This window comes from Christensenella sp. KGMB01412, from assembly GCF_055522415.1.
In genome coordinates this window covers 384,068-409,961 of record NZ_JBVFVW010000001.1, presented here as the reverse complement: position 1 = coordinate 409,961, position 25,894 = coordinate 384,068, and the positions used below count along the sequence as shown (strand labels likewise).

At 47.4% G+C, this 25,894-nt stretch carries 25 protein-coding genes; all 25 read right to left on the bottom strand.

Going from position 1 to position 25,894, the window contains the following annotated elements:
* Nucleotides 1–21 precede the first annotated feature (21 nt).
* Nucleotides 22–903: a polyprenyl synthetase family protein gene (locus ACS5WU_RS01980; protein WP_160295689.1), complete on the bottom strand. Its 882-nt coding sequence runs from the start codon at nt 901–903 to the stop codon at nt 22–24.
* Between the two features lie 2 nt (nt 904–905).
* Nucleotides 906–1,100, bottom strand: coding sequence for an exodeoxyribonuclease VII small subunit (gene xseB, locus ACS5WU_RS01975; protein ID WP_046444688.1), 195 nt, complete (start codon nt 1,098–1,100; stop codon nt 906–908).
* Between the two features lie 5 nt (nt 1,101–1,105).
* Entirely contained in the window at nt 1,106–2,305 is a 1,200-nt protein-coding gene (xseA, locus tag ACS5WU_RS01970; RefSeq protein WP_302760183.1) for an exodeoxyribonuclease VII large subunit, read from the bottom strand.
* Nucleotides 2,298–3,146, bottom strand: a complete 849-nt coding sequence (folD, locus tag ACS5WU_RS01965; protein ID WP_302760184.1) for a bifunctional methylenetetrahydrofolate dehydrogenase/methenyltetrahydrofolate cyclohydrolase FolD — start codon at nt 3,144–3,146, stop codon at nt 2,298–2,300. Before folD ends, xseA begins: the two co-directional genes overlap by 8 nt.
* Nucleotides 3,143–4,069, bottom strand: a complete 927-nt coding sequence (locus tag ACS5WU_RS01960) for a Kae1-like domain-containing protein (protein WP_302760185.1) — start codon at nt 4,067–4,069, stop codon at nt 3,143–3,145. Before ACS5WU_RS01960 ends, folD begins: the two co-directional genes overlap by 4 nt.
* Nucleotides 4,066–4,482 (bottom strand): transcription antitermination factor NusB, encoded by a 417-nt coding sequence (gene nusB / locus ACS5WU_RS01955; protein ID WP_046444685.1) that lies wholly within the window; start codon nt 4,480–4,482, stop codon nt 4,066–4,068. The genes ACS5WU_RS01960 and nusB overlap by 4 nt, the downstream gene beginning before the upstream one ends.
* Nucleotides 4,483–4,506: 24 nt before the next feature.
* Nucleotides 4,507–4,725: a DUF2273 domain-containing protein gene (locus ACS5WU_RS01950; RefSeq protein WP_046444684.1), complete on the bottom strand. Its 219-nt coding sequence runs from the start codon at nt 4,723–4,725 to the stop codon at nt 4,507–4,509.
* A gap of 21 nt (nt 4,726–4,746) precedes the next feature.
* Nucleotides 4,747–5,301, bottom strand: coding sequence for an alkaline shock response membrane anchor protein AmaP (gene amaP, locus ACS5WU_RS01945; RefSeq protein WP_046444683.1), 555 nt, complete (start codon nt 5,299–5,301; stop codon nt 4,747–4,749).
* Between the two features lie 121 nt (nt 5,302–5,422).
* Nucleotides 5,423–5,860, bottom strand: a complete 438-nt coding sequence (locus ACS5WU_RS01940; RefSeq protein ID WP_046444682.1) for an Asp23/Gls24 family envelope stress response protein — start codon at nt 5,858–5,860, stop codon at nt 5,423–5,425.
* Nucleotides 5,861–5,942: 82 nt separating this feature from the next.
* Nucleotides 5,943–6,500 (bottom strand): elongation factor P, encoded by a 558-nt coding sequence (efp, locus tag ACS5WU_RS01935; RefSeq protein WP_046444681.1) that lies wholly within the window; start codon nt 6,498–6,500, stop codon nt 5,943–5,945.
* Nucleotides 6,501–6,554: 54 nt separating this feature from the next.
* Nucleotides 6,555–7,604 (bottom strand): M24 family metallopeptidase, encoded by a 1,050-nt coding sequence (locus ACS5WU_RS01930; RefSeq protein WP_302760186.1) that lies wholly within the window; start codon nt 7,602–7,604, stop codon nt 6,555–6,557.
* Complete coding sequence (locus ACS5WU_RS01925; RefSeq protein ID WP_302760187.1) at nt 7,601–8,452, bottom strand: TIM barrel protein; 852 nt, start codon at nt 8,450–8,452, stop codon at nt 7,601–7,603. Before ACS5WU_RS01925 ends, ACS5WU_RS01930 begins: the two co-directional genes overlap by 4 nt.
* 10 nt (nt 8,453–8,462) lie before the next feature.
* Nucleotides 8,463–9,689 (bottom strand): peptidase U32 family protein, encoded by a 1,227-nt coding sequence (locus ACS5WU_RS01920; protein ID WP_302760188.1) that lies wholly within the window; start codon nt 9,687–9,689, stop codon nt 8,463–8,465.
* An 8-nt stretch (nt 9,690–9,697) separates the two neighbouring features.
* Nucleotides 9,698–10,930 carry an endolytic transglycosylase MltG gene (mltG, locus tag ACS5WU_RS01915; RefSeq protein ID WP_302760189.1) on the bottom strand — a complete coding sequence of 411 codons (1,233 nt, stop codon included), beginning with the start codon at nt 10,928–10,930 and terminating at the stop codon, nt 9,698–9,700.
* Between the two features lie 18 nt (nt 10,931–10,948).
* The gene (locus ACS5WU_RS01910; RefSeq protein ID WP_046444677.1) at nt 10,949–11,299 is read right to left on the bottom strand and encodes a YlbF/YmcA family competence regulator; all 351 of its coding nucleotides are present in this window, start codon (nt 11,297–11,299) and stop codon (nt 10,949–10,951) included.
* Between the two features lie 15 nt (nt 11,300–11,314).
* On the bottom strand, nt 11,315–12,967 hold the full coding sequence (locus ACS5WU_RS01905; protein WP_046444719.1) for a ribonuclease J: 1,653 nt from the start codon (nt 12,965–12,967) through the stop codon (nt 11,315–11,317).
* Nucleotides 12,968–13,164: 197 nt separating this feature from the next.
* A complete protein-coding gene (gene hslU / locus ACS5WU_RS01900) occupies nt 13,165–14,544 on the bottom strand; it encodes an ATP-dependent protease ATPase subunit HslU (protein WP_046444676.1) in 1,380 nt (459 codons plus the stop codon).
* Between the two features lie 10 nt (nt 14,545–14,554).
* On the bottom strand, nt 14,555–15,085 hold the full coding sequence (hslV, locus tag ACS5WU_RS01895) for an ATP-dependent protease subunit HslV (protein WP_046444675.1): 531 nt from the start codon (nt 15,083–15,085) through the stop codon (nt 14,555–14,557).
* A 28-nt stretch (nt 15,086–15,113) separates the two neighbouring features.
* On the bottom strand, nt 15,114–16,424 hold the full coding sequence (gene trmFO / locus ACS5WU_RS01890) for a methylenetetrahydrofolate--tRNA-(uracil(54)-C(5))-methyltransferase (FADH(2)-oxidizing) TrmFO (protein ID WP_302760190.1): 1,311 nt from the start codon (nt 16,422–16,424) through the stop codon (nt 15,114–15,116).
* A complete protein-coding gene (gene topA, locus ACS5WU_RS01885; protein ID WP_302760191.1) occupies nt 16,405–18,588 on the bottom strand; it encodes a type I DNA topoisomerase in 2,184 nt (727 codons plus the stop codon). The genes trmFO and topA overlap by 20 nt, the downstream gene beginning before the upstream one ends.
* A gap of 58 nt (nt 18,589–18,646) precedes the next feature.
* Nucleotides 18,647–19,753 (bottom strand): DNA-processing protein DprA, encoded by a 1,107-nt coding sequence (gene dprA / locus ACS5WU_RS01880; RefSeq protein ID WP_302760192.1) that lies wholly within the window; start codon nt 19,751–19,753, stop codon nt 18,647–18,649.
* Nucleotides 19,754–19,967: 214 nt separating this feature from the next.
* On the bottom strand, nt 19,968–21,512 hold the full coding sequence (locus ACS5WU_RS01875) for a YifB family Mg chelatase-like AAA ATPase (RefSeq protein ID WP_302760193.1): 1,545 nt from the start codon (nt 21,510–21,512) through the stop codon (nt 19,968–19,970).
* 21 nt (nt 21,513–21,533) lie between these two features.
* The gene (locus ACS5WU_RS01870) at nt 21,534–24,872 is read right to left on the bottom strand and encodes a glycosyltransferase family 39 protein (RefSeq protein ID WP_465088907.1); all 3,339 of its coding nucleotides are present in this window, start codon (nt 24,870–24,872) and stop codon (nt 21,534–21,536) included.
* Between the two features lie 30 nt (nt 24,873–24,902).
* Nucleotides 24,903–25,250, bottom strand: a complete 348-nt coding sequence (locus ACS5WU_RS01865; RefSeq protein WP_465088906.1) for a YraN family protein — start codon at nt 25,248–25,250, stop codon at nt 24,903–24,905.
* Between the two features lie 8 nt (nt 25,251–25,258).
* Nucleotides 25,259–25,894, bottom strand: a complete 636-nt coding sequence (locus ACS5WU_RS01860; protein ID WP_059108613.1) for a ribonuclease HII — start codon at nt 25,892–25,894, stop codon at nt 25,259–25,261.

Sequence of the window (25,894 nt, the reverse complement as noted above, 5' to 3'; positions counted from 1 at the left end):
GCTCGAATCCTTCTCCCTCAACTACTTTTCCCGTTTCAGAATAAAACGCGCAAGCTCTGCAAGCTCTTCGCCACGCGTACCGAATACCTTCAAGGCGGTTACAGCCTCGTCGGTTTTCTCTTCGGCAATCTTCATAGACTTCTCTACGCCGTACAAAGTAGGAAATGTAAACTTTTTGGATTTATTGTCCTTGCCCAGTGTTTTACCCATTTTTTCCTGATCTCCCACAATATCGAGCACATCGTCCACAATCTGGAACGTAAGGCCGATATTATTTCCATATACCGTCAGCGCGTCAATATATTCCTGCCGGGGATTACACAGCAAAAGACCGGACAACAGCGCAGATTTGATCATTGCGCCCGTTTTATGTTCATGCACATATTTCAATTCTACTTCCGTTAAAATCTGTCCTTCGTTTTCAAGATCGCCGCATTGGCCTGTGATCATACCATAAACGCCCGCTCCCGTGGCCACTTCAAGCATCGCCTTGATATGCGAGTCCATATTGGAAGCATAGCGGAGCGCGTTTTTAAGCATCACCTCATAAGCAAAATTGAGCAGCGCGTCTCCGCATAAAACGGCAAACGCCTCGCCAAACATCACATGGCTGGTTGGCTTACCGCGTCTCAGGTCATCGTCGTCCATTGCAGGAAGATCATCGTGAACCAGGGAATAGGTGTGAATCATCTCAATCGCACACGCAATATCCAGAGTCTCTTTCATATTCCCTGACAAAAGAGCGTTTGCCATAATGTTCAAAGTAGGACGCAACCGTTTTCCGCCTGCATTGACGCTGTAGTTCATCGCATCTTTGATTACAGCATTCGTATTGCTGATATCAAGCAATTCCCCCAGCCGCCGGTTGATAATGTCGGTATATTGATTCAAAATATCAGGCATGATCATTCCTCGCTTTCATCATGAACAATTTCTAATTCGTTTTCATATTTTTCCAGAATCTTAGACGCTTTATCGGCTGCCGTCATTCCTTTTTTGTACAATGAAACGGCTTCCGCAAGCTTGATATTCTCATCCGAAATTTTTTGGGATATTTGTTTCAAATCTTCAAGATAGGCTTCCAAGTCCTTTTCAGGCATATTATTTACTCCTCTTTACCGGTAATTCCCGCAATCAGCGTCCCGTCTTTTAAAATAATTTTAACTACGTCGCCCGCAGATACGTCCTTAACGCTTTTTACTTCGTTGTCCTGATAAGTCGTGACAGAATACCCACGGTCAAACGCGCTCATCGGGCTCAGGTTTTCAATCGCCGACCTATAGGTATTATACTGCATTTTACGCGTGTGATAAAGGTGTTGCACATCGTTTTTGATCCGGGTTATGCTGTGCGTAATAAACGCACGTGCATTCTCGGCCCGCATGGAGAGCAAATCCTTTTGCAGCGCCTGCCTGCCCTGCAAAAGCTGCGTCTTCTTTGCAAATAATATCTGCGTCAGCTTCTGCTCTATGGTTTCACGGTAAACGGACAGTTTTGCCATAATATCTTCGCGCGCAGGGATCGCAAGCTCCGCCGCTGCAGACGGAGTTGGCGCCCGAAGGTCGGCAGCCATGTCGCACAGTGAAAAATCCGTTTCATGTCCTACTGCGCTGATAACAGGTATCCTTGAGCGGTATACGCTTAGCACCACTTCTTCCTCGTTGAATGCAAAGAGGTCTTCCGCGCTGCCGCCTCCCCTGCCTACGATCAGCACGTCCGCATCCGTATGCTCATTCAGGTAAGTAATACCACGCACGATTTCTCCCGGCGCATCCGCCCCCTGCACCTTGACCGGATACAGCACAAGTTTTACATAAGGATTCCTGCGCAGGGCAATATTCCTGATGTCCTGTATCACAGCGCCCGAGGGCGATGTAACGATTCCAATCTTTTTTGGATATCTGGGAATTTCGCGTTTGCGCTCTTCGTCGAATACGCCAAGCTTCGCAAGCTTTTCCCTGATGCGTTGAAAGCGCGCATAAAGCTCGCCAAGGCCAACAAGCTGGACTTCCTTCACGATGATCCTGTAATTCCCGTTTTTCCAGTAAAGGGAAATATCCCCGCGCACGAGTATCGTCTGTCCCTCGATGACTGAATCTGTATATTCAACCGCTTCGTCGCAGTCAAAAAGCATACAGCTGACAGAAGCGGTGTCATCCTTCAAAACAAAATACAGGGTATTGTGCTTCAAATTTACATCAGTAACCTCGCCGCGCACCCAGATTTCCTCCAGAAAAGGATCGCTTGAAAGTTTATCCGCAACGTAATAATTCAGTTCATGGACAGAAAGAACAAGTTCATCCATAAAGCTCCCCGGCATCCACAGTGTTCTCCATCAGCATTGTGATCGTCATTGGGCCAACGCCTCCCGGAACAGGCGTGATATAGCCTGCAACCTCGCTTACTTCATCAAACTTCACGTCGCCTTTGAGCTTTCCGTCCACACGCGATGTTCCCACATCGATTACTACAGCCCCCGGCTTTACAAATTCCTTTGTCACGAACTCCGGCCTGCCAATCGCCGCAACCAGTACATCGGCCTGCGCGCATACTTCCGGCAGATTTTTTGTTTTGGAATGGCAGATCGTTACGGTTGCGTTTTCGTTGAGCAGCAGAACCGCGACAGGCTTCCCTACGATATTGCTCCTGCCGATCACAACTGCATTTTTACCGGTGAGATCGATACCTGACTTTTTGATGAGTTTGATAATACCTTTTGGCGTGCATGCCACAAGCCCGGGAAGTCCGGTAAACAGGCTGCCCGCATTCTGCACATGGAAGCCGTCCACATCCTTATGCGGGTTAATATTTTTTAATATCTCCGTTTCATCGATGTGTGACGGGAGAGGCAGTTGAACCAGCAAGCCATGGATTTCAGGATTGTTATTATACTGGTCAACCATTGCGAGCAGCTCCTCCTGCGTAGTTTCTTCCGGCAGGCGGTTGACCTCCGAATAGATACCTACTTCAGCACAGGCTTTTTCCTTATTATTGACATAAATTGTAGAGCCGCCGTCGTCCCCCACCTGTATTACCGCAAGGCCGGGCGTGATGCCTTTGGCTTCCTTCAGCTCTTTTACCCGCTGCTTCAGCTGTTCCCTGATTTCAGCGGAAAGCTCTTTTCCACTCAGAATTTGTGCGCTCATTTTGTTCCCCCTTTTTTCTGTGCTGCCAAAACTGCAAGTCCAGCCGCATTATCGGCAGAATATTCCACGTTAGCAAATTGTACTTCTTCTATTTTAGACGAAATGTGCTCTCTAATCAACAGGTTACTCATCACTCCGCCAAATAACAGGCAATTTTTTACGCCGGTTTTTTCTCGAGCGGCCAGAAGCGTTTTCTCAAGGGTTTTGGCGATCGATAAAAGCGCCGAGCGGCATATATCCGGGGCCGCTTCCCTTTCTACCGCTTTCATTACCTGTGCCTCAACGCCGGAAAAATTCATATCGCAGCCATCTGCGCTGCATTTAAACTGTAAATCATTGCTGCTTTTCCACGCACATTCCTCCACATGCCTTCCACCCGGGAACGGAAACCCCAATTTCTGCGCGAGCCGGTCTATAACCTGTCCGGCCGCGATATCTTTTGTCGCTCCAATTATTTCGATGGCAAAGCCATCCTTTTTGCGGACGACGTCAAGAAGTTCTGTTGTCCCGCCTGAAACGTGGGCTGCCAGAAAACGCTCCGGCGCCTTCTTTCCGATCAGCGCCGCGGCAAGATGCCCTTCCTGGTGCGTGGCATAAAGGACGTCGGCTCCCATTGTGCTTCCGGCAATCGTTCCGGCAAGCGTGCTGGCCAGAAACACCGGCATATAGGATCCTTCCTGTGGACGCGGTTTCTCACTGACGCAGATTCCAGCGATATTTCCATAGGATGAAAAATGATTCTCCTTAAAAATTTCAGTCAAATTCCTGACATGAAGAAATAAAGCCTGAGACTGCTGCAGGCCTTTTTTCCCCTGCGCAACCTCAAGCGGTATTTTGATATTACATATAATTTTTTGCGTTTCATCCGCAAGTGCCACGGATGTTGTATAACAGCTCGTATCAATTCCAAGAAATATGTTCATTTTGGCGCTCCATTTTTCAGGTAACCACCCAGAAGCCCATTGACATATTTATAGGATTTCTCTGCGGAGTACTTTTTGGCAAGTTCCACCGCTTCGTTGATTGTGACCTTTTTGGGGATCTCCTCCATGTATAGCAACTCAAAAATAGCAAGCCGCAGGATTGCAAGGTCCACCTTGGCGATTCTGTCAATTTTCCATGCGTGTGAATTCTGTGATATTATCTCGTCTATTTCCTCCTGCTTTTGCGGGAAGCCATCAATCACCTGATCAATGTAATGTAAGTTCTCTTCATCCAACTGCTCGAAATCAAGCACATCCGGGGCGTCATGCAGTGAATCCTTGCTTAACGCCCCGGTAATGCTGTATTCATAAAGTAGCTTCATTGCAGTTTCGCGTGCGCTTTTCCTGCTCATGCCAAAACAATTCCTCCATCAATCTCAATTCTTTTTCGTAAACAATCCGTAAAACCATTCCCTGATCATCAGGCGAATATCGGGCCTTCCGCCTAAGAATGCGCCTACACCAACGCATAAAGCGATCAGAAGCGTTGCCCAGAAGCCAATGGTTAAAAACAGGATTGCCACGGCAAGGCCGATTACCATACCCCAGAATAATCCGCCATGCTCACCGTACCATTCGAAAAACTTTTCTTTCATGATTTCTGCCCCTCCGATTCGTCAGGCAGGCCTTACCGTGCTTTCCCTGATCCCACTCACAACGATTTTGACCTGGCTTACCACGATACCCGTATGCTGCTGGATGTGCGCGGACAGCCCCTGCTGAAGGTCTTTCGTGACCTGGGGAATATCCGCCTCCGGCAATACGCTGACATCGAGGTTAATATCCAATGAATCCTGATTTGAAATCACATTTGTCTTAAGGCCTTTTATGTTTTTGTCCTGGTGCACAAAGCGTTCCACCAGCTCTTCAACAGCTTTCACCGTAATGACGATGCTTCCGCTTTCAAACGTAGCAACCTGTGCCGTTTTGGGAGCAGGTGCTTTTCCAAGGCCAAAAAACATTAACATAAAGCTTACGATAATGACCACAATACCAATTACAGCATACAGGATTTTAAACCAGATATCCCCATTGGCTGCCGTATACGCAAAATCCGTCAGGTTGCTTGCAGGCAGAAGGCCCGCAATAATCGCCAGCACAAAACCACATAATACGATTACCGCAATCAGATAAATCGTCAGGACTACGCGTGTTCCCACTTTCATTTTCATATGATAGATCCTCCCTAAAAAACAAATCCGTTTTCATGAAGCGTGACAGGCTATTGAAATACCCGGCCGTAGACATAAACAGACCGGGCATTTCTATATACTCACGCTATTTTATCCGAATTTACTTTACTCTGCTGGTTTCTTTCTCTGGTTTTTCTTCCTTTTGCTCTTTACGGGAAGTCTCTTTGAACTTAATTCCCTGAATGCTGATGTTTACTTCTACAACCTTAAGACCGGTCATTGTTTCAACAGCCTTCATGACGGCCATCTGAATGTTCTGGGCAATTTCCGGAACAGGCGTGCCATAATCAACAATGATTGCAATATCTACCGCGACCTCTTCCGATCCCACCTCAACTCTGATGCCTTTGGAAAGGTTTTTCCTTCCGAGTAGCTCTGTGACTCCGTCCACGAATCCGCCGCTCATGCCTGCAACGCCGGGAATATCAACTGCAGCAAGTCCTGCAATCGTTGCAATCACCTCATTTGCAAAGGTAATCGTGCCGTTGCTTTCTTTTTTAATTGCTGTATCCTGCGTGGTTAATTTTGTATCTGCCATTAGAATGTACCTCCGGTTTCTTTTTTATATATTGCATTTATACCCCATCTGAAATACAAATAACATTTTTATTAAAAAAGACCTATACCCTCTCCATATATTCGCCCGTGCGGGTATCAATACGGATTTTATCCCCTGTATCTATAAACAGCGGGACCATAATTTTTGCACCGGTTTCCATAATTGCAGGTTTATTGCCCGCGGTTGCCGTATCTCCCTTAAAGCCCGGCTCCGTCTCCGTAATCGTCAATTCTACAAAATTCGGAGGCTCTACCGAAAAGGCTTCGCCTTTGAAGAACTTGATCGTTACGTTCATATTCTCTGTGATATATGGGAGCGCATCCTCTACCTTATCAAAGTTAAGCGGCAGCTGCTCGTAAGTTTCCGTATCCATAAAATGATACAACTCACCATCCGTATAGAGGTATTGCATTTCCTTTCTTTCCACATGTGCCTTGGGAAATTTCTCTGTCGGGTTGAATGTGCGCTCAAGGACATTTCCTGTCACCACATTTTTTATTTTCGTACGGACAAACGCAGCACCCTTTCCGGGTTTTACGTGCTGGAAGTCTACAACTACCCAAACCTGCCCGTCTATTTCGATTGTCATTCCTTTTCTAAATTCTCCGGCTGAAACCATGAATACCTTACCTCCTGTTTATTGTGAAACTCTTATACCGCCTCCCGGCGTATGTTACAATGTAATCAAATCCCTGCTGAAGGAATATACGCTTCCCTCGCCGCCGATGTGCATATCCTCAATGCGCACCCCGCCTACGCCGGGCACATAGATGCCAGGCTCTACAGTAAAAACCATATCCTTTTCAAGAAGCATACTGGAACGTGGATTCAGAACCGGAAGCTCGTGGATAAACCTTCCAACGCCGTGCCCTGTTCCGTGATCATAAAACGCGCCAAAACCATTCTCTGAAATAATGTCGCGCGCTACCTTATCGACAAATACGGTATCCGCACCAATCACCGCCGCGTCTGCAGCGCTTTTTTGTGCATTCTTAACTATATCATATATTTTTTTTTGCTCTGCGTCAATATTTCCAATTGCAAAAGTCCTTGTCATATCTGAACAATAGCCCTGATATTTGCATCCGAAATCAATCGTCAACAGATCGCCGTTTTTCAGGCGGTATGAAGAGGGCGTTGCGTGCGGCTGGGCTGAGTTCTCCCCCGCTGCAACGATCGTGGGAAACGCAAGGTCCATGCCCTGACGCTGCATCCTGTATTCAAGCTCCGCTCTTACGTCAAGCTCGCTGATTCCGGGCTTTATGACGTTGAGCATTTCTTCGAGCGCAATCTCGTTTGCACGCGCGGCTTTTTTGATCTTTTCAAGCTCGCTTTGCGTTTTAATCATACGCATTGTAAGTAAATCGTCAAAAATATCGACGTAAGTATATGGTTCAAAGGTTGCCTCATATCCTTCAAAAACCTTGACCGTCACATTGTTTTTTTCGATACCCAATGTTTTGACGCCGCACCCCCTTAAGTATTCATTCATCTTTGTAATGCGGTCTCCGCCTCCGGTCATGACGACCTGCGCATTTTTCACTTCGATGCGCGCCTGTTCCACATAGCGAAAATCCGTAAAAAACAACGCCTCGTCTTTTGTAATCAAAAGCTGCGAGCAATCGCCCGTAAAATCGGTTAGATAAGCCACGTTTTCAACAGAAGAAACCAGATACGCATCCGCCTTAGCCAATTCCCTTACTTTCTGTATCAGATTGTTCATTTTGCCTCCTCATATAGCTGCTTCATTTTTAACGCATCGTATGCCTGGGTGCCGCTCGACTCGCAAATGATCACAGGCTCCATTTCCGTTCGTTCCGCAAGCACCTCTGCAAGCGGCTCAAAAAAAGGCCCCCACTCTTTATCTTCAAAGGTCAGATGAAGCTTCTCTCCCTTATCCGTATATTGGATATGTGAGAAATGCACGTGCATTTTTCTTGTTTTTTCTTCTCCTGCACTCTTTTTCAAGGAGTCCAGAACTGCAATGTAGTCTTTCTTGCTTCTGAGTCCTCCCAACGTGCGCGCATTCAGGTGTCCGAAATCAATCGCCGGATATACACAATCCGAAATTTGCGTCAAAAGCCCAATTTCTTCAAGATCGCCAATTTGATTGATTTTACCCATTGTTTCCGCGCAATAAATAAAATCATGGAAGCCTTCCTTCCAAAGGGCGTCCACAATTAATTTTAAATTTTTTTGGACGTTGGAAAATGCAAGCTTGCGATCCATTTTGGCGCATGAACCGGGATGGAAAACAACGCGCTGCGCGCCCAGATACCCGGCGGCAATCGTTGATTCCCGAAAATAACTCAGGTTTTTTCCAAACTTTTCAGGCGCGTCGTTTGCAAGATTAATGTAGTATGGCGCGTGTACGCTCATTGCAACGCCGTATTTTTCCGCCTGCTCCCTGATTTTCGCACCGGTCTCTTCCTTCAATTTTACACCCCTTCCGAAGGAATATTCAAAGGCGTTGAGCCCCAGGGAATGTACCCACTGCGGCGCTTCATAGGTATGTTTATGCCCTTCGCTATAAAATGCTTCCGAATTTCCTGCCGGGCCGAATCTGATCATATTTTCTCCTTCAATCATGCCTGCGCAAAAGATCGCCCTCATGCAGCGTGTACGGGCAGTTTATCCTGATCATCTGCTGCGGGTGCGGGGCGCTGTCCTGCATATTTCCGTCCATGTCCATAATCTGTGTAACCGTGAAAAAAGCATTTTCCACAGATGGGGACAAAATTTCAAGTTTTTCGCCAATACTGAACTTATTACGCTGCTCTACTTTTAGATACCCTTCCGGTAAATTTTCATGCACTTTGCCAACAAACGTGTATCTACGCAAGTCTACGTCACGCGTAACATCCTGGGCGGCCTCGTGCGGATTCCCAAAGAAAAAGCCTGTTGTGAAACCGCGTGTTGCGGATTTTATAAGCTCTTCTTTCAGGCTCTCATCAAATACGTAGTTATCCTTTTGGGCATAATAGGCATCCAACGCCCGCCTGTATGCGTGAACGACCGATGCGACATAATAAGCCGATTTCATACGTCCTTCGATTTTAAACGAAGTAATTCCCGCCTCCGCAAGCTGCGGAATATATTCAATCATCATCAGATCGCGCGAATTCATGATATAGGTGCCGCGATCATCCTCCATAATTGGAAAATATTGTCCGTCATACCCTTTTTCATACAAGTAATATTCCCAGCGGCAAGGCTGTGCGCACGCACCCTTATTCCCGCTCCTGCCCGTCATGACAGAGCTTAAAAGACACCGTCCTGAGTGCGCGACGCACATGGAGCCGTGCACAAACGCTTCGAGCTCCAACCCTTCCAGCGTATTTTGCCGGATCGTTTGAATATCATCAAGCGACACCTCGCGCGACAGTACAATACGCTTAACCCCTTGCCGATGCCAAAAAGAAGCAGACAAATAATTGGTCGTATTTGCCTGCGTGCTCAGGTGAATGGGTATGCTGAGCTGTTCGCGCTGCACAAGCTCAATTACCGCCGGATCGGAAACAATCACACCGTCGGCTCCTATCTCGCTCAAATAGCGCAGATAACCGCCAAGCCCGTCGAGGTCCCGGTTCCACATAACCGAATTCACCGTAATATATATTTTTTTATTTCCGTTATGCGTCAGCTGTACGGCTTCTGATAGCTGCTCATCTGAAAAATTATCGGCAAACGCCCGCAAGCCATAGCTTTGTCCCGCCATATAGACTGCGTCGGCGCCAAAATACAGGGCTGTTTTCAGGCACTCCATATTTCCCGCCGGCGCAAGCAATTCTATTTTTTCGTCATTCATATCTCGATTCACTGTACTCCCGCAGCAGCGTCTGCCGCATCCCACAAAGGCCTGTATTTTGCAACTGCCTCATTATGCTCTTCCAAAGTCTTATTGAACTCCAGCACGCCTGTCGCAGGATCAGTCAGCGTGAAGTACATGTACTCGTCGCCTTCCTGCATATATTCTTCAAAGGGATACAAGGCCGCTTCAATCGCCGCCTTACTCGGATTGCCGATCGGTCCCGGTGGCAATCCTTTGTTCTGGCGCGTATTATAGGCGGAAGGCGTATTTACCTTATCGCCGATATTATAAACGTTTTTCAGGCCCAGGGCATACATGATTGTGGCGTCGGAACCAAGCGTTTCATCCTTATTCAGCCTGTTATGGAAAACGGCGGAAACCTTGGAAAAATCATCCGGCTTCGCTTCCTTTTCGATGATAGACGCAAGCGTCACGACATCGTCGACCGTCATACCAAGCTCCTCGGCACGCGCTTTATATTCATCGCTGAAAATCTCGTTGAAACGGTTGAGCTGCTTCTTGATAATTTCCTCTTCCGAAGCGTCCGTATAGTATTCATAGGTGTCAGGGAACAGGTAACCTTCCAATACGTACTTTCGTTTTTGATCGGGTTCCTTTTCCGCTTCCTTTGCAATGACGTCCGCAATCACAGGATAATCCTGCGCGAAAGCCTCGCCGCTGGTTGCGATTTCCTGATATCTGGTCGTGTTCTTCAGGATTCCGCTCTCAATCAAAACTTCGCTGAAATCATCGATCGTAAGGCCTTCCAGGAATTTTACCTTTGCAACATTGGAATCGCTCTTTCCCTCCTGCAACGCATAAATCAGGTCGTCAAAATCCATGTTTTTGGATAATTCATAGGTTCCTGCCTTCAGCTTTGAGGACATGTCGGAAAAATCCACATACAGTTTAAACACCTGCTTATTACGGATCAAATCGTTGTCATACAAAATATCTGAAATTTTATTGAGTGACGCGCCTTTGGGAATCGTTACCTCAACCGCAGTGCTGTCGGCACTGTCTACCGGATCGAAATATTCCTTGCGCACGTAGGAAACCACGCCATACACAATGGCGGCCACAATCGCAAGGCTAATCAGGAACATCACAAGCGTACGCATCCTGCTCCACCCGGAACGCGTCTTTTTTTGCGGTTTTTTTCCATTGCCGGGTTTTTGCGGCTCAAGATCGATATAGTTGTTTTCGTCGGGATACAGATGATTCAGCTTTTTTGCCAACGTACCAGTCTCCTGTTTTTATTCTTCAAACATATTTGCGCCAACGTCACACGCATCTCCGATGATCTTATAGATATCGGAGACAAGTGTATTAAACTTATACTCAGCGGAAAAAAACTCGGTGATTTTGGGATTGAACTGCAAAACCTCACCCATTTTCTGGATTTTATTCATCAACTCCGCCTCCGGCTCCTGCCCTGTGAGGTAGGCAGCCTGCGCTTCAAACTGCAGTTTTTTATAATCCTTGATCATGCGCTGGTTCTGCTCGTCTTCGTACACCTCATCCTTGATCTTCGTATATTCCTCATATTCTTCACTTTGCTTGATCAAAGACGCAAGCTCGTTTGCTTTATCATAAACATTTACCATCACAAATCTGCTCCTTTATACTTCAATAATAATCGGCAGTATCATCGGGCTGCGCTGCGTCATGTCGTACAGGTAATTGGATAATTCTTTTTTAATCAGTCCCTTGAGCGTAGACCAGTCGCTCGAGCCGCTCTTGAAGCACGAATCCACAATGTTAATCACAAGGTCTTTTGCGTGATCGAGAAGGTCTTCCGATTCCTTCATATATACGAACCCGCGTGAAACAATATCCGGGGCCGATAGAAGTTCGCCGGTCTCTGCAGACGTTGTTACAACAACGATAAACAATCCGTCGGACGACAGCTGTTTCCTGTCGCGCAAAACGACGTTTCCAACATCGCCCACGCCAAGACCGTCGATCAGGACGCTCCCTGACGCAACCGTCTCTTTTTGTACGCCCATCTTCCGGTTTAATTCTATGACGGAACCGATCTCAGGAATAAAGATATTCTTCTTTTTAATCCCCATTTTCTCCGCCAGCGCGGCATGCTTGTAAAGATGCCTGTATTCGCCGTGTACCGGAATAAAATACTTTGGTTTCACGAGCGAAAGCATCAGCTTCAGCTCTTCCTCGCACGCATGCCCTGAAACATGGACCATATCCACAGCGTCGTTGATTACGCTCGCTCCCTTTCGGTAGAGCATATTAATAACATCCGACACATAGCGCTCGTTCCCCGGGATCGGCGATGCCGATATAATCACAAGATCGCCTTCCTTAATGCTCAGCTTCGGGTGTTGCCCCGTTGCCATACGCACAAGGCCGGACATCGTCTCGCCCTGGCTGCCGGTTGTGAGGATCACAACCTGGTTGTCCCGCAGCTTTTTCAGTTCGTCGAAGCCCACGAGCATTTCGTCATCCACGTTAAGGTATCCCAGCTCGCGCGTAACTCCTACGATTTTCAGCATGCTCCTACCGGAAAGGCAGATTTTTTTGTTGAAAATCTTCGCGACGTCGATCACCTGCTGTATCCTGTGCACGTTTGAGGCAAACGACGCAACGATAATACGCCCCTTCGCCTGCCTGAAATAATTGACAAAGGTCTCTCCAACCTGGCTTTCAGACATCGTAAACCCGGAACGCTCTGCGTTTGTGCTGTCCGACATCAGGGCCAGTACGCCCTTTTTGCCAAGGTCTGCAAACCGGCTCAGTTCCATCACCTCGCCGCACGCAGGCGTAAGGTCTATCTTGAAATCGCCCGTATGGACCAATACGCCGATTGGCGTTGTAATCGCAAGCCCCATCGCGTCGTCAATCGAATGGCTGACATTGATAAATTCAACCGTAAATACGCCCGCTTTGATCTTATCCCCGCTTTTTATCACATTGATCTGCGGTTCTACGCCCGGATGCTCCGTAAGCTTTGCTTCGATCAGCGCCATCGTAAGGCCTGATCCGTAAAGCGGTACGTTAACCGACCTTAAAATATAAGGCACGCCGCCAATGTGGTCTTCATGACCATGCGTAAAGAAAATCCCCTTTATTTTATTCAGGTTTTTCTGCAAATAGGTCGTATCGGCAATCACATAGTCAACGCCCAGCATTTCCTCCCGCGGAAACATCATTCCTGCATCGATCACGATGATATCATTTCCAAATTCGATAACAGTCATGTTTTTGCCGATTTCACCGATCCCGCCAAGCGGAATAATTTTCACCGAAGGCACGGGCGTTGTATTGTTTTGCTTCCTTGGCCCGCTTTTCCTTGTATTTTGTGTATTCTGTTTTGTCTTTTCCAAAATCTTTTCTCTTTTCTTCTTTTCACTTATTCTATTTTTTTATTCCTGCGTGCATACCGAACGCACATACAGGAAATAATCTCTGACTCATTATATCATAGATACGGCACTCCTGCCGAAAGTCGTTACAGGATGAACTTCTGCAGATTCGTATACTGTTCTTCCTGCTTCAAATGTTCGCTTACATAATTTGCGTCCACTACAACATCCACTGCCGGTTCAATTCCACTGGCATTATAGGAAATGTCATCCAGCAAATTCTCCATAATCGTATGCAGGCGGCGCGCGCCAATGTTTTCTGTGCTTTCATTTACGATCTGCGCCACTTCCGCAATTTTAGCGAGTGCGTCAGGCGTAAACTTGAGGTTGACGCCATCAGCGGCAAGCAATGCCTCATATTGCTTTGTAATCGCGTTCTTAGGCTGCGTCAAAATTTGCTCGAATTCCTTTTTTGTCAGGTTTTCAAGCTCGACCTTAATCGGGAAACGCCCCTGCAGCTCAGGAATCAAATCCGATATTTTGGAAACATGAAACGCGCCCGCGGCAATAAACAACATATAATCAGTTTTCACCGGGCCGTATTTGGTCACAACGGTGCTCCCTTCGACAATCGGCAGGATATCCCTCTGTACGCCCTCGCGCGATACGTCCGGGCCGTTACCCGCGCCTTTTCCGGCAATTTTATCGATCTCATCAAGAAAGATAATACCGTTTTGTTCAGCATTGTCGATTGCAGTTTGGGTTACCTCATCCATATCGATGAGCTTCTCCGCCTCTTCCTGCTCGAGGATTTTCCTTGCCTCTGTAATACTAACCTTGCGTTTTTTCGTTTTTGTGGGTAAAATCCCGGACAAAAGATCGCCCATACTCTCCCCGCCCATGCCGGGTATTTCCATCCCCATGCCAGAGCTCACCTCAACCTCAATTTCGATCATCAGGTTTTCGAGCTTTCCATTCCGCAGATTCTGGCGAATCTCATCCCTGCGGGACATTCGTTTTTGCTTTTCTTCGTCTGTTTCGGAAGGCGCGGCTTCGATCTGCGGCGCTCCGAAAAGGGCCCCCAGAGGATTGCTGTTCTGGCGTGCCTGCTTATTTGGAACAAGGATATCTACAAGGCGGTCCTCCGTGTTCGCCGCCGCACGGTCTTTCACGGTTTCAAAACGCTGCTGCTTCACCATACGGATCGACGCTTCCACAAGGTCGCGCACCATGGATTCCACATCACGTCCTACATAACCTACCTCAGTGAACTTTGTCGCCTCCACCTTGACGAACGGAGCCTCCATCAGCTTTGCAAGCCTGCGCGCGATCTCCGTTTTGCCAACGCCGGTCGGCCCTATCATGATAATATTTTTCGGCGTGATTTCCTCGCGCATCTCCGCGTCAAGCTGGCTTCTCCTGTAGCGGTTCCGCAGTGCGATTGCAACGGCTTTTTTTGCCTTATCCTGTCCAATGATATATTTGTCGAGTTCTGTTACGATTTCCTTTGGCGTTAAAAATGACATATATTTTCACCTACACTTCTTCTACTCTGATATTGTCGTTTGTATATACGCATATTTCGCTTGCGATTTTAAGCCCCTGGTATGCGATCTCTTTTGCAGTCATATCCGTATTTTGGATAAGCGCCCTTGCGGCTGCAAGCGCATACGATCCGCCGGAGCCAATCGCGCACACGCCATCATCCGGCTCTATCACCTCGCCAGTACCGGAAATAATCAAAAGATTTTCCGCATCCGCCGCAATCAGCATCGCTTCCAGCTGGCGCATCGCTTTATCCATACGCCATTCCTGTGCAAGCTCAACCGCCGCACGTTGCAGGCTGCCGCCAAACTCTTCCAGTTTCGCTTCAAATTTTTCGGAAAGTGCGAACGCGTCCGCAACGCTCCCCGCAAACCCAATGACTACTTTATCTCCATAAATCCGGCGAACCTTTGTCGCCCCGTTTTTCATGATTACGCTTTCGCCAAGCGTTACCTGCCCGTCGCCCGCGATTGCACAATTCCCGTCTTTCCTGACTGCCAGTATCGTTGTTGCCTTCATCATAATAAGACTGTCCTCCTTCTTTGCCGGATCAGATTCCGGCTTCTTCGATGTTGCGCAGCGCCCGTTGCGCGATCTGCGTATTTTTTTCTTCCTTGTTCCTTATCTTTTTGCCCAACGGCTGCATAATGCCAAAATTAATATTCATCGGCTGGAAATTAGAAGTAACCGCTCCCGAAACATGTGCGGCAAGAGCTCCTGACGCAGTGTCATCGCCTAACTGCGGCAGCGGTTTCCCCTGTAATTCGTACGCAGTAAAAATCCCTGCCATCATTCCGCTTGAAGCACTTTCAATATACCCCTCAACTCCGGTGATCTGCCCCGCAAACCGGATAGCAGGGTTCTTCTTCAGCCTGTAATACCGGTCAAGCAGCCTTGGAGAATTTAAAAACGTATTGCGGTGCATCACGCCATACCGCAAAAATTCTGCATTTTCAAGTGCCGGTATCATACCAAACACCCGTTTTTGCTCATGGAATTTCAAATGAGTCTGAAAACCGACAATATTATACATACTGCCTTTTTCATCTTCCCTGCGCAGCTGCACGACCGCAAAGGGTTCTTTGCCTGTCTGCGGATCATAAAGTCCTTTTGGCTTTAGCGGCCCAAACAGCATGGTATCATGCCCGCGTCCCGCCATCGTTTCAATGGGCATACACCCTTCAAATACACTATTCTGCTCAAATTCCCTGAGTTGCGCACATTCCGCGCCCACCAGCGCCGTATAAAACGCCTCGTATTCCTCACGCGTCATCGGACAGTTCACATAATCGTTTCCGCCGTGTTCATACCGTGAAGCAAAGAATGCACGTTCCATATTGATGCTGTCAGCAGATATAATCGGCGCGGCCGCATCAAAGAAATGGAGCTGTTCCTCGCCCGTAATCCTGCTGATATCACAAAATAACGCTTCCGACGTGAGAGGTCCGCTCGCAACAATCACGATCTCATCCCCAAACATAGAAAGATCCGTCACTTCCTCATGCACAACCTCAATAAGCTCACACGAGGTAATCTCTTCCGTGATATCTTTGGAAAAATCCTTCCGGTTTACTGCGAGCGCTCCACCTGCCGCCACGCTGTTTTTATCGGCAATTCGCATAATAAGGCTGTCCATCAGCCTCATCTCCTGCTTTAACAGCCCTACCGCATTACAAATCCTGTCTGATCGCAGGGAATTGCTGCACACAAGCTCTGCGAAGCTGTCCGACTGGTGCGCGGGCGATTTCTTTTTCGGCTTCATCTCGTAAAGCCGCACATGAATCCCCCGCTTCGCGAGCTGCCATGCACATTCGCATCCCGCAAGCCCGGCTCCTATTACGTTAACTTTCTTTTTTTGCATTCGTTTTCTTTTTCTCGTTTGTCACGCATTCCGGATTCGAACATTTTTTATATGGTTTCCCGCCATAACGGAATTTTGCCTCCACCATATATGCTCCGCATTCCGGACATTTTTCCTCAAGAGGCTTATCCCACGATACAAAATCACAATTCGGATAATTTTCACAGCCATAAAAGCTCTTTCCGGATTTTCCACCGCGCTTGATTACAACCTTGCCGCCGCACTTTGGACACGGCACATCAATCTGTTTTACAATCGGCTTTGTATTTTTGCATTCCGGATAATTCGGACACGCAAGGAATTCGCCAAACCGGCCCGTCTTATAAACCATATTGGCGCCGCACTTTTCACAGATCACATCCGAAACCTTTTCCGGAAGTTGAATCCGTTCGATATTCTTTTCGCCGTTTTCAAGGTCCTTTTCAAAGGGACCGTAGAAATCCCCGATTACCTTCTTCCAGTCGTTTCCTTCCTGCTCAACGCCGTCAAGCTTTTCTTCCATATCCGCAGTAAAAGTAATATCCACGATATCGGAAAAATTCTTTGCCATCAGGTCCGTAACAATTTCACCGAGCTCTGTGGGCACAAAGGATTTTGCTTCCTTCTGCACATAAGCCCTGTCCTGTATGGTAGAAATGATGGGAGCGTAGGTGCTCGGTCTGCCGATTCCACGTTCCTCAAGGAATTTGATCAGCGCAGCCTCCGTATATCTTGCGGGCGGCTGCGTAAAGTTTTGCTTTGGCGTTACGCCCAAGCATTCCAGAGTCTCCCCTTCTTCTGCCTTTGGCAACATTTTCTGGTCGTCGTCATCCGTCTTGGAGTCGTACACGGCAAGATGGCCCTTGAACAGTATCCTGGAGCCGCTTGCCTTGAAAATATGATCGTTCGCACCGATCTCATAGCTCAGCGTTTCGAATAGCGCAGGCATCATCTGGCTGGCCAGAAAACGCGTGTAAATCAATTTATACAGCTTATATTGATCATTTGTAAGATATTGCTTTACGCTGTCCGGCGTATTTTCAATGTAAGTAGGACGAATTGCTTCGTGCGCGTCCTGCGCGTTTTTTCTTCCGCGATATACGTTCGGCTTTTCCGGCGCGTATTCGTCGCCATATGTCTGCTTCACATAATCGAGCGCCGCAGCCTGTGCTTCGCCTGAAATACGCGTAGAGTCCGTTCTCATATAGGTGATAAGTCCAACCGTATTTCCGCCTTTCAGCGGCACGCCCTCATAAAGCATCTGTGCAAGCATCATCGTCTTTTTCGCGGTAAATCCAAGCTTGCCGGACGCAGCCTGCTGCAAAAAGCTTGTGGTAAAGGGCGGCAGTGCATTTTTCTTACGCGTTCCGCTTTTTACCTTATCGATAATAAAATCAGCGCCCTTCACCGCGTCGAGCACCGCCTGTGCGTCGGCTTCGGTTTTAAGATCCGCCTTTTTCCCTTTTACACCGTAATATTTTGCTTCAAATTCCTGCTTGTCTTTTTTCAGCAGCGCGCTGATCGTCCAGAATTCTTCCGGTTTAAAATTACGGATTTCGTTCTCACGGTCAACGATCACCTTAACGGCAACGCTCTGAACCCTTCCCGCAGAAAGACCTTTTTTTACCTTCTTCCACAGAAGCGGGCTCAATTTATAACCCACCAAACGGTCCAGCACACGCCGCGCCTGCTGCGCGTCTACCCGATCCATATCAATGTTCCTTGGGTTTTTGATCGCACTTGTTACTGCATCCTTCGTAATTTCATTAAACTCAATACGGCTGACCTCAGCCGGATCAAGCCCCAGGATATTTGCAATATGCCACGAGATTGCTTCCCCCTCGCGGTCAGGGTCGGTTGCGAGGTATACCTTTTTCGACTTTTTCGCCTCGTCCTTGAGCGCTTTAATCAGCTGCGCTTTTCCCCTGATCGTCGTATACTGTGGTTCAAAGTTATTGTCAACGTCCACCCCGATTTTGCTTTTGGGCAGGTCCCTTAAATGTCCGTTGGATGCGCGAACCGCATATCCCTTGCCCAGAAATTTCTCAATCGTCTTTGCTTTGGCCGGGGACTCCACAATCACAAGATTGTTCTTTGCTGCCGCAGTCGTCTTCTTTGCCGTCGTTTTCCCTGTCTTTTTTGCGGCAGGCTTCTTTTTTGCAACGCTCGTTGCTTCCTTTGCCATTCCGTTCCTCCAAATATATTATCTATATTATACTATAATGTTAGCACTTTTGTGTAAACTAACTGTTAACTCTAAATTTATCCCCCGGAATCCCCTCGATCAAACCTCTTAATTCCATTAATGTAAGAAGTGTGTTGATTTCCCTCATGGGACGCCCCGTTTCTGCTGAAATTTCCTCTGGAGCTAAATCTTCCTTTAAAAGCAGATTATATATCTGCGTTTCCAATAAATCAAGCTTAATCGTATTATTTCCATCTTTTTCTTTCAAACAGTCAAGATTGATTTCCCATCCAAGGTCGCTCATTACCTCAGTTGCCTTTTGCACTGCGGGCGCGCCGGATTCCATCAGATACAGCGGAAGCTTTGCAACCGGCGAACTCAAATTACAGGCAAGCGTATATACTTCGCGTCCCTGCTTCAAAGCAAAATCCACAGTAATACGCGCCCCGCTCTTTTCGCCGCCTTCTCCTGAAATAAGGGCTTTGGACAATCCTGCCACAATTCTGTTTCTTTGCGGAAAATTAGAGGCCTTAGGCTCCATGCCCGGCAAAAACTCAGAGATCACGGCTCCCGATTCAACGATCTGGTCGTATAGCTTTCTGTTTTCGGCAGGATACACGACGTCCACGCCGCTTCCAAGGACAGCGACTGTTTTACCACCGCCTTCAAGCGCTCCCGTATGCGCCGCTGTATCAATCCCTCTCGCCATGCCGGAAACAATAACGACTCCCTGCGCCGCAAGTTCCATAGAAATATTTTTCGCCGCCTGAAAACCATTTTTCGTCGGCTTGCGCGAACCCACTACCGCACAGGACATATCGTCAAAATCAGGGAGCGTCCCTTTATAGTAAAGTACCGTCGGCGGATTTTCGATCTCCGCAAGCGTTTTTGGATAATCCTGATTAAGACGAGTCAGCACATTGATGTTTTTATGTGCAAGAAACTTCAAAAAACGTTCGATGAAGGCATCATTGGCACGTTCGCATAATTTAGCGCCCATTTTTTCATTGATGCCTTTCACACAGCGCGTAATTTCCGTGCAGTTTTCCCACGCGCTCTTAATATCCGTGAATGTATTCAGTACGTGATAAAACCGAACCGGGCCGATTCCTTCTACAGACGCCAGCCACAGCCAGTATTTTTCTTCTTCCGCAATATCCTGCATAAGCCCCACCGCTTTGCTTTTATAATTCCTGTTTTACAGCGGTTTAGCATAAAGCAGGTTGTGCAAAATATACGATAAACCGCTTGCATTGGCAACTGATGCCAAAAGCCTGCAACAGCCTTTTGACAAATCGCTATAATCAACTACAATATAGTATCATCTTTTTTACAAAAATGAAACAAGCCGTTTTATTCAAACAAACGGTCTTCCGGATTCAGTCGCACATTCCACCCCAGTATTTCCGGTCGAGCGTGCGATACTGAATTGCCTCTGCAACATGGGCAGGCCCCACATTTTTGCTTCCATCAAGATCGGCGATTGTCCGCGCGACCGATAGCACGCGCGTATAGGACCTTGCGCTCAGATTCAGTTTTTCAAAAGCGCTTTTCAGCAGGGCCTGTGTGTCGTTATCCACTGCGCAGTACTCGCCAAGCTGTGCAGAGGAAAGCTGGGCGTTACAATATTTCCCAACATCCTGATACCGTTTTACCTGCCGTTCACGCGCACTGTTCACCCTGCCGCGCACAGTTTCAGAAGATTCCTGTACCCTATGATCCCGTATCTGGTCGTAACGCACCCTTCCCATCTCCACATGGAGGTCGATCCTGTCGAGCAGCGGGCCGGATATCTTTGACAAGTAGCGCGAAATTTGGTTTGTAGTACACCTGCACTCCACGTCGGAACCAAAATTTCCACATGGGCACGAATTCATGGAAGCAACAAACATAAAATCCGCCGGATAACGTACTTTCATATTTGCCCGCGAAATAGAGATTGTCCCATCTTCAAGCGGCTGGCGCAAAGCCTCCAGAATATCCCGCCGAAACTCCGGAAGCTCGTCGAAATAAAGAACGCCCCTGTGAGCAAGGCTAATTTCTCCCGGCCGGCTTTTTGATCCGCCTCCCGTAATCGAAATCGCTGACGCCGTATGATGGGGGCTGCGAAATGGCCGCGTTGCAAGTATCTGTTTTTCGTTGTTTTGCAGTTCGCCCGCAATCGAATGAATCTTTGTTACTTCCAGCGCTTCATCAAACGTAAAATCAGGCAGGATGCCCGGTATCGCTTTTGCGAGCATGCTCTTACCGGAACCGGGTGAACCGATCAATAGTATATTATGTCCTCCGGCAGCGGCGATTTCTACCGCGCGTTTCGCTTTTTCCTGTCCCCTGATATCTGCAAAATCAACGTCCGGCTTCGTCCCGCGCTCCGGCGGGCGCCACTGCGAGCCCGGATAAAATTCCGGCGTTTCTTCTTTGTCCAGTATTTGCGCAAGCTGCTTTAAGTGCTTCACCGGTAATATCCTGATATCCTTAATATAGCTTGCTTCCTGAGCGTTTTCCTGCGGCACCACCATCAAATTGAATCCACGTTTGCGCGCTTCAATCACCATTGGCAAAATACCATTAACAGCACGCACATCGCCGTTCAGAGATAATTCTCCAAACAGCACCATATACTTCAAAAGCTCGCTCTTCACCTGACCGCTGGCGGCAAGAAGCCCCACTGCGATTGCAAGGTCGTACATCGGGCCTTCCTTTTTGAGGTCCGCGGGTGCGAGATTAATTGTAATTTTCTTTGCCGGATATTCAAAACCGGAGTTTTTGATCGCGCTGCGCACACGTTCCTTGGACTCTTTGATGGCTGTATCCGGCAACCCCACCAGTTCGTAGCTTGGCAGGCCGTTATATACATCCGTTTCCACCAGCACCGGATATCCGTCAATCCCCTTGAGGCCAAAGCTCAATACCTTTGCAAGCAACTTTGCTTACCCCCTCAAAAATCAGCCGTAGAAAGGCCATGACTGCAGCCAGCGCAGGCCGGTGACATATTCCGCATTGAATGGTATCCCCGTGATGACCGGATAGAAGATAATAAACATCGCAATACATGCCGTCACAAAAATCCAGCCGAATTCTTTTCCATACTTAAAATCACGTTCCACGTTTCGTAACCAGAATACGATCAATATAATGAGGAACGGCACCGTCGCAAAATAGTGGTAAATAAATACCTCGCGGGCAATAAACCACCACGGCACAAACTGTGAAAGCGCAGCGATTGCAGTAAAGGTAACGCCGTAGTTGCGATGTTTACCGCGCGCAGAATCGATGATCAGCCAAATACATGCGACAACGCCCGTCCACCAAATAAGCGAATTTCCCATTGTAGACAGTGTGGAAATTGTTCCATTCGCCGTGTTGTGTCCATTGAAGAACAATACCGGGCGCACATCCATTGGCCAGCTGTACCACATGGAAGCAAACGGATGCACCTTGTCCGGATCAAGCAGAGAGTGGTAGTTGAGCATATACGACTGGTTTTCCAGTATCCTTGAAAAATCATAGGCATTCCCCTGCGTGACGATCGTATATGGATAATAGGATGCAAAATAGATAATCAGCGGAACAACGATAAAGAACAGCACGCACCATGCAAGCATAATGAGTACATTCCATTTAAAGCTTTGTACAATGGGTTTATAATCCGGCAGTTTTGACTCCTTCGCAAACTGGTATTCCTTGTAGCGCTTGTAGAGCGTCATAAAGAATATGACAGCGAGTCCCGCACCCGCATACATACACAGCCATTTTGTCGCCGCGCCGATGCCGAAAAACAGGCCGGACAGCGCAAGAGGAACCAAGGATTTTGACAGCTTCTCCTTATTGAAGTTACTTTGTGTAAACAGATACATAAACAGGTACATCAGCATAATCCACAGGATGCTGTAGCTGTCTATCGTACCGATCCTCGTTTGCGCAAAGTGCATAAAGTCCGCTGCAAATAAAATCGTCGCAAATGCTGCATATTTTGTTTTTTTCAGCAGCATTTTCGCAAAGATATACATCACCGGCAGCATCAGAACGCCTGTAAGCGTCCCCATAAAGCGCCATCCAAACGGATTCATTCCAAACATTTCGATCCCGCAAGCAAGAATAATTTTTCCAAGCGGCGGATGCGTAATCTCGTAAGGCTCGATCTGATGAATATTTTCGTAGGCTGTGCGCACATGATAGATTTCGTCAAAATAGAAATCCGTCATATAAGTCGGTTCGTCCGGTACAAGCTCCTGTTCGTCAAATAACGGCGCAGCCTCCGGCGGCGTTACGCTCTGTGGCGTAACAAGGTTTCCGTCTTTGTCCTTGAACGCCATTTCAAGCATATCAAGGTCTCCGCCATATGGGCGGACCGCAATGTATTTCGCATTGATATCAGTCGTATATATTTGCCATTTATAGAGGTCTTTGAGCTCGTGTTTGACCTCTGTTACGCTTTCCGCGCTTCCCTTCGTAAGGTCAACAGGGGTATACGAGTTGCCATCCTTTGAGGAAAGCACCATAAAATCAGCTTTTCCATATCCGGCATAATATTCGATTGTGGCAATCTGCTCTTCCTGCGCAAACTCAACGATAATCTGCGTGTTGTCAAGATGGACGGGCGTTTCAGGCACTTTGAACGCACCAAGGTTCGTAAACGCCACAACGGCATAAATCGCCGATATCACGATCATCAGCAATCCATCCTTTTTGGTTAAGGTCTTTTTCCGTTCAAAGCTGTCAAGCCGCATCTGCGCGGGTGGCTTATCAAACACTTCAAACTCCGCATCCGGATACAGCTTTTTTTGGAATTCCACCCTTGAAGTTTCAGGTGCCTCCGTTTCCCCATTGCCGGCTTCTTCAACAAGCGTTTCTTCTTGTACGGCCGCTTCAGTCCCAACAAGCGGCACGCCGTCTTCCTCCCAGTCGAACGCTCCCATTGGAGCGCTTGACGCAAGAATATCCGTATCCCCTGCCTTTTCGCGCACGGGGCCAAAAGCAAGCCTTGTAATCACATAACCCGTGTAGATAAAGATTGCCATATTGACAGCCGATACTGCCACAGTCCACGCCATCGGCATCATCACCTGATAATAGTAAAGCGACAGGCTTTGGTTCAGCAGCAGCGATATAAACGTAAGCACCGTACACCATATAAGCCGCTTGTCTTTCATAAAGATAAAAGCAAACAACAGCAAAACCGGTACCGGGAACAGGTAGCGCTCATGCATGCCATGTCCAAGCGCGAAAACGCCCATCAGCAAAAAAGCCGTGAGTGCAAACAGAAATTCTTTTTTTGAATTTTTGATATACAGGAAGAGCGTATACACGCACACCAGCGCAATCATGATAAATCCCCAGACATTACCCGGCAATCCTAAGAACACAACCATACTCGCTGGCGTAAAGTTCTCGCCAAGCATTGCAAAAATATTGAGCGCGTTAAGCGTTACCTGGTCATATTGCCCTATTGTGCTAAGATATTGTTTCGCCAGCCACAGCGGTTCCTGATTTGCTCCAAAAGGCAACGGAATCAGGAAAAACAAGCCTATCATGATGCCAAGCGATATCAAAAATGTGAACCAGGCTTTCTTTTTATCCTTGCTGACTATAATATTGCGAATAAATACAAATCCAAGGATTGGCAGGATCATAATTGCCTGCGGCTTAATCAAAAACGCAACAATAAAGGCAACAGACGCCCATATGAGTTTATCCTTGACCAGCAAATAGATCGTCAAAACGAGCATCAGCGTAAGAATGATGTCCATCTGCCCCCAAACGCTCGAATTAAACATAACCGCAGGATTGAGCAGCAACAACGTGCTCAGCATCAGAGCGACCGGCGCCCTGAATTTTTGTTTGGCAAGCCTGTAGACGACGTACGCTCCTGCAACGTCACAGATAATCGCAGGGAGATGCAGCAGCATACCATACATTGGGCTTGCAAGCCCCAAATCGAACACATTGCGAATAAACCCAAAGAAATAGAGGATGTAAATATAGATCGGGGGGTAATCGGCAAAAAAATCTCCGGTATAGAAATTCTCTATGCCGCCGGTATAAACATTGTTCGCCCATGCCCGGAAACAGTCCATATCCGTACCATAGCCCGGCAGGTTATAAGCCATTGCAAGACGCATAACTACCGCAAATATGGCAAAAATAACAAACAACCGGCCTGTCGGCATCGGTTTTTCAAAAGGATTATACCGTTTTTTTCCATAATACAGATAAGCGATCAAAAATAAAAAAATAACGCCAAGTACTGTAAACCATACGATCAGTTCGTTTTGTTCCTTCATTGCCTCACCTATTGTTATGATTGATATTCCTTATATTCCAAACGCATTTTCGATGTAATTCATGTGCATTCCACCGGTACGTACATAGACCTCCGCGACATCGAATCTGGCATTCATATCAAACAGCTTGTTTTGCGCAAGATACCACCGCGCAGTCTGTACGATCATTTGCTGCTTGTGATAGGTAACCGCTTCACCCGGCGTTCCATAAGCGGAGCCGGATCGCGTCTTGACTTCCACAAAAGCGACCGTATCGCCGTCGCGTACAATGATATCGATCTCGCCTTTTTTTGCGCGATAATTCCTGCAAAGAATTTTTTTTCCGTTTTTTACAAGATATGCGCAGGTGAAATCCTCGCCCTGCTTTCCTACAGCCATCTTGTCCATTATTCACCTAATATCTTTTTTAAAAACGTCTTCCGGTGGATATCGAGTATCCCATACTCACGAATCGCATCGTAATGCGCTTTTGTTCCATATCCCTTGTGTTTTGCAAACAGGTATTGCGGATAAGTTTTATCAATTTCACGCATGATACGATCCCTCGTTACCTTCGCCAAAATCGAGGCCGCCGCAATCGTATAAACCTTGGCATCTCCCTTGATCAACGAGGTGTACGGAAGAGTCGTTTTGATATCCATTGCGTCTGTATATACGTGATCCGGTACTGTTTTCAGCCCACTAAGCGCCTTTTCAAACGCCATACGCGCGGCATTTAAAATATTGATTTCATCTATGATCTTATTATCCACTACGCTGACAGAATAATCAATCGCTTTTTCAATAATTATATCATAGAGCGCTTCCCTGCGTTTTTCAGATATTTTTTTTGAATCGTCGATGCCAAGAATCAGGTCGTCTTTTGGCATAATTACGCAAGCGGCTACCACAGGGCCGGCAAGAGGGCCCCTGCCTGCTTCATCAAGGCCCGCAATCAGGAATTGTCCGTTTGCCCAATGCGCGCGTTCATATTCCGTCATGATATGAAGCTTTTCTTTTTGTGCTTCTTCCCGTTTTCCCAT

Bases quoted from the DNA above. Each gene is read 5' to 3' on its own strand.
- trmFO (WP_302760190.1), bottom strand. From the start codon at position 16,424: ATGCAAAAAAAGAAAGTTAACGTAATAGGAGCCGGGCTTGCGGGATGC.
- amaP (WP_046444683.1), bottom strand. From the start codon at position 5,301: ATGAAAATGAAAGTGGGAACACGCGTAGTCCTGACGATTTATCTGATT.
- ACS5WU_RS01870 (WP_465088907.1), bottom strand. From the start codon at position 24,872: ATGAAGGAACAAAACGAACTGATCGTATGGTTTACAGTACTTGGCGTT.
- ACS5WU_RS01980 (WP_160295689.1), bottom strand. From the start codon at position 903: ATGCCTGATATTTTGAATCAATATACCGACATTATCAACCGGCGGCTG.
- hslU (WP_046444676.1), bottom strand. From the start codon at position 14,544: ATGTCATTTTTAACGCCAAAGGAAATCGTAACAGAACTCGACAAATAT.
- topA (WP_302760191.1), bottom strand. From the start codon at position 18,588: ATGGCAAAGGAAGCAACGAGCGTTGCAAAAAAGAAGCCTGCCGCAAAA.
- folD (WP_302760184.1), bottom strand. From the start codon at position 3,146: ATGAGCGCACAAATTCTGAGTGGAAAAGAGCTTTCCGCTGAAATCAGG.
- nusB (WP_046444685.1), bottom strand. From the start codon at position 4,482: ATGAGCAGGAAAAGCGCACGCGAAACTGCAATGAAGCTACTTTATGAA.
- ACS5WU_RS01930 (WP_302760186.1), bottom strand. From the start codon at position 7,604: ATGAACAATCTGATACAGAAAGTAAGGGAATTGGCTAAGGCGGATGCG.
- ACS5WU_RS01925 (WP_302760187.1), bottom strand. From the start codon at position 8,452: ATGATCAGATTCGGCCCGGCAGGAAATTCGGAAGCATTTTATAGCGAA.
- ACS5WU_RS01910 (WP_046444677.1), bottom strand. From the start codon at position 11,299: ATGGTAAATGTTTATGATAAAGCAAACGAGCTTGCGTCTTTGATCAAG.
- ACS5WU_RS01860 (WP_059108613.1), bottom strand. From the start codon at position 25,894: ATGGGAAAACGGGAAGAAGCACAAAAAGAAAAGCTTCATATCATGACG.
- ACS5WU_RS01940 (WP_046444682.1), bottom strand. From the start codon at position 5,860: ATGGCAGATACAAAATTAACCACGCAGGATACAGCAATTAAAAAAGAA.
- ACS5WU_RS01950 (WP_046444684.1), bottom strand. From the start codon at position 4,725: ATGAAAGAAAAGTTTTTCGAATGGTACGGTGAGCATGGCGGATTATTC.
- xseA (WP_302760183.1), bottom strand. From the start codon at position 2,305: ATGGATGAACTTGTTCTTTCTGTCCATGAACTGAATTATTACGTTGCG.
- ACS5WU_RS01865 (WP_465088906.1), bottom strand. From the start codon at position 25,250: ATGGCTGTAGGAAAGCAGGGCGAGGATTTCACCTGCGCATATCTTGTA.
- dprA (WP_302760192.1), bottom strand. From the start codon at position 19,753: ATGCAGGATATTGCGGAAGAAGAAAAATACTGGCTGTGGCTGGCGTCT.
- ACS5WU_RS01920 (WP_302760188.1), bottom strand. From the start codon at position 9,689: ATGAATGACGAAAAAATAGAATTGCTTGCGCCGGCGGGAAATATGGAG.
- ACS5WU_RS01960 (WP_302760185.1), bottom strand. From the start codon at position 4,069: ATGAACATATTTCTTGGAATTGATACGAGCTGTTATACAACATCCGTG.
- hslV (WP_046444675.1), bottom strand. From the start codon at position 15,085: ATGATGAAGGCAACAACGATACTGGCAGTCAGGAAAGACGGGAATTGT.
- efp (WP_046444681.1), bottom strand. From the start codon at position 6,500: ATGGTTTCAGCCGGAGAATTTAGAAAAGGAATGACAATCGAAATAGAC.
- xseB (WP_046444688.1), bottom strand. From the start codon at position 1,100: ATGCCTGAAAAGGACTTGGAAGCCTATCTTGAAGATTTGAAACAAATA.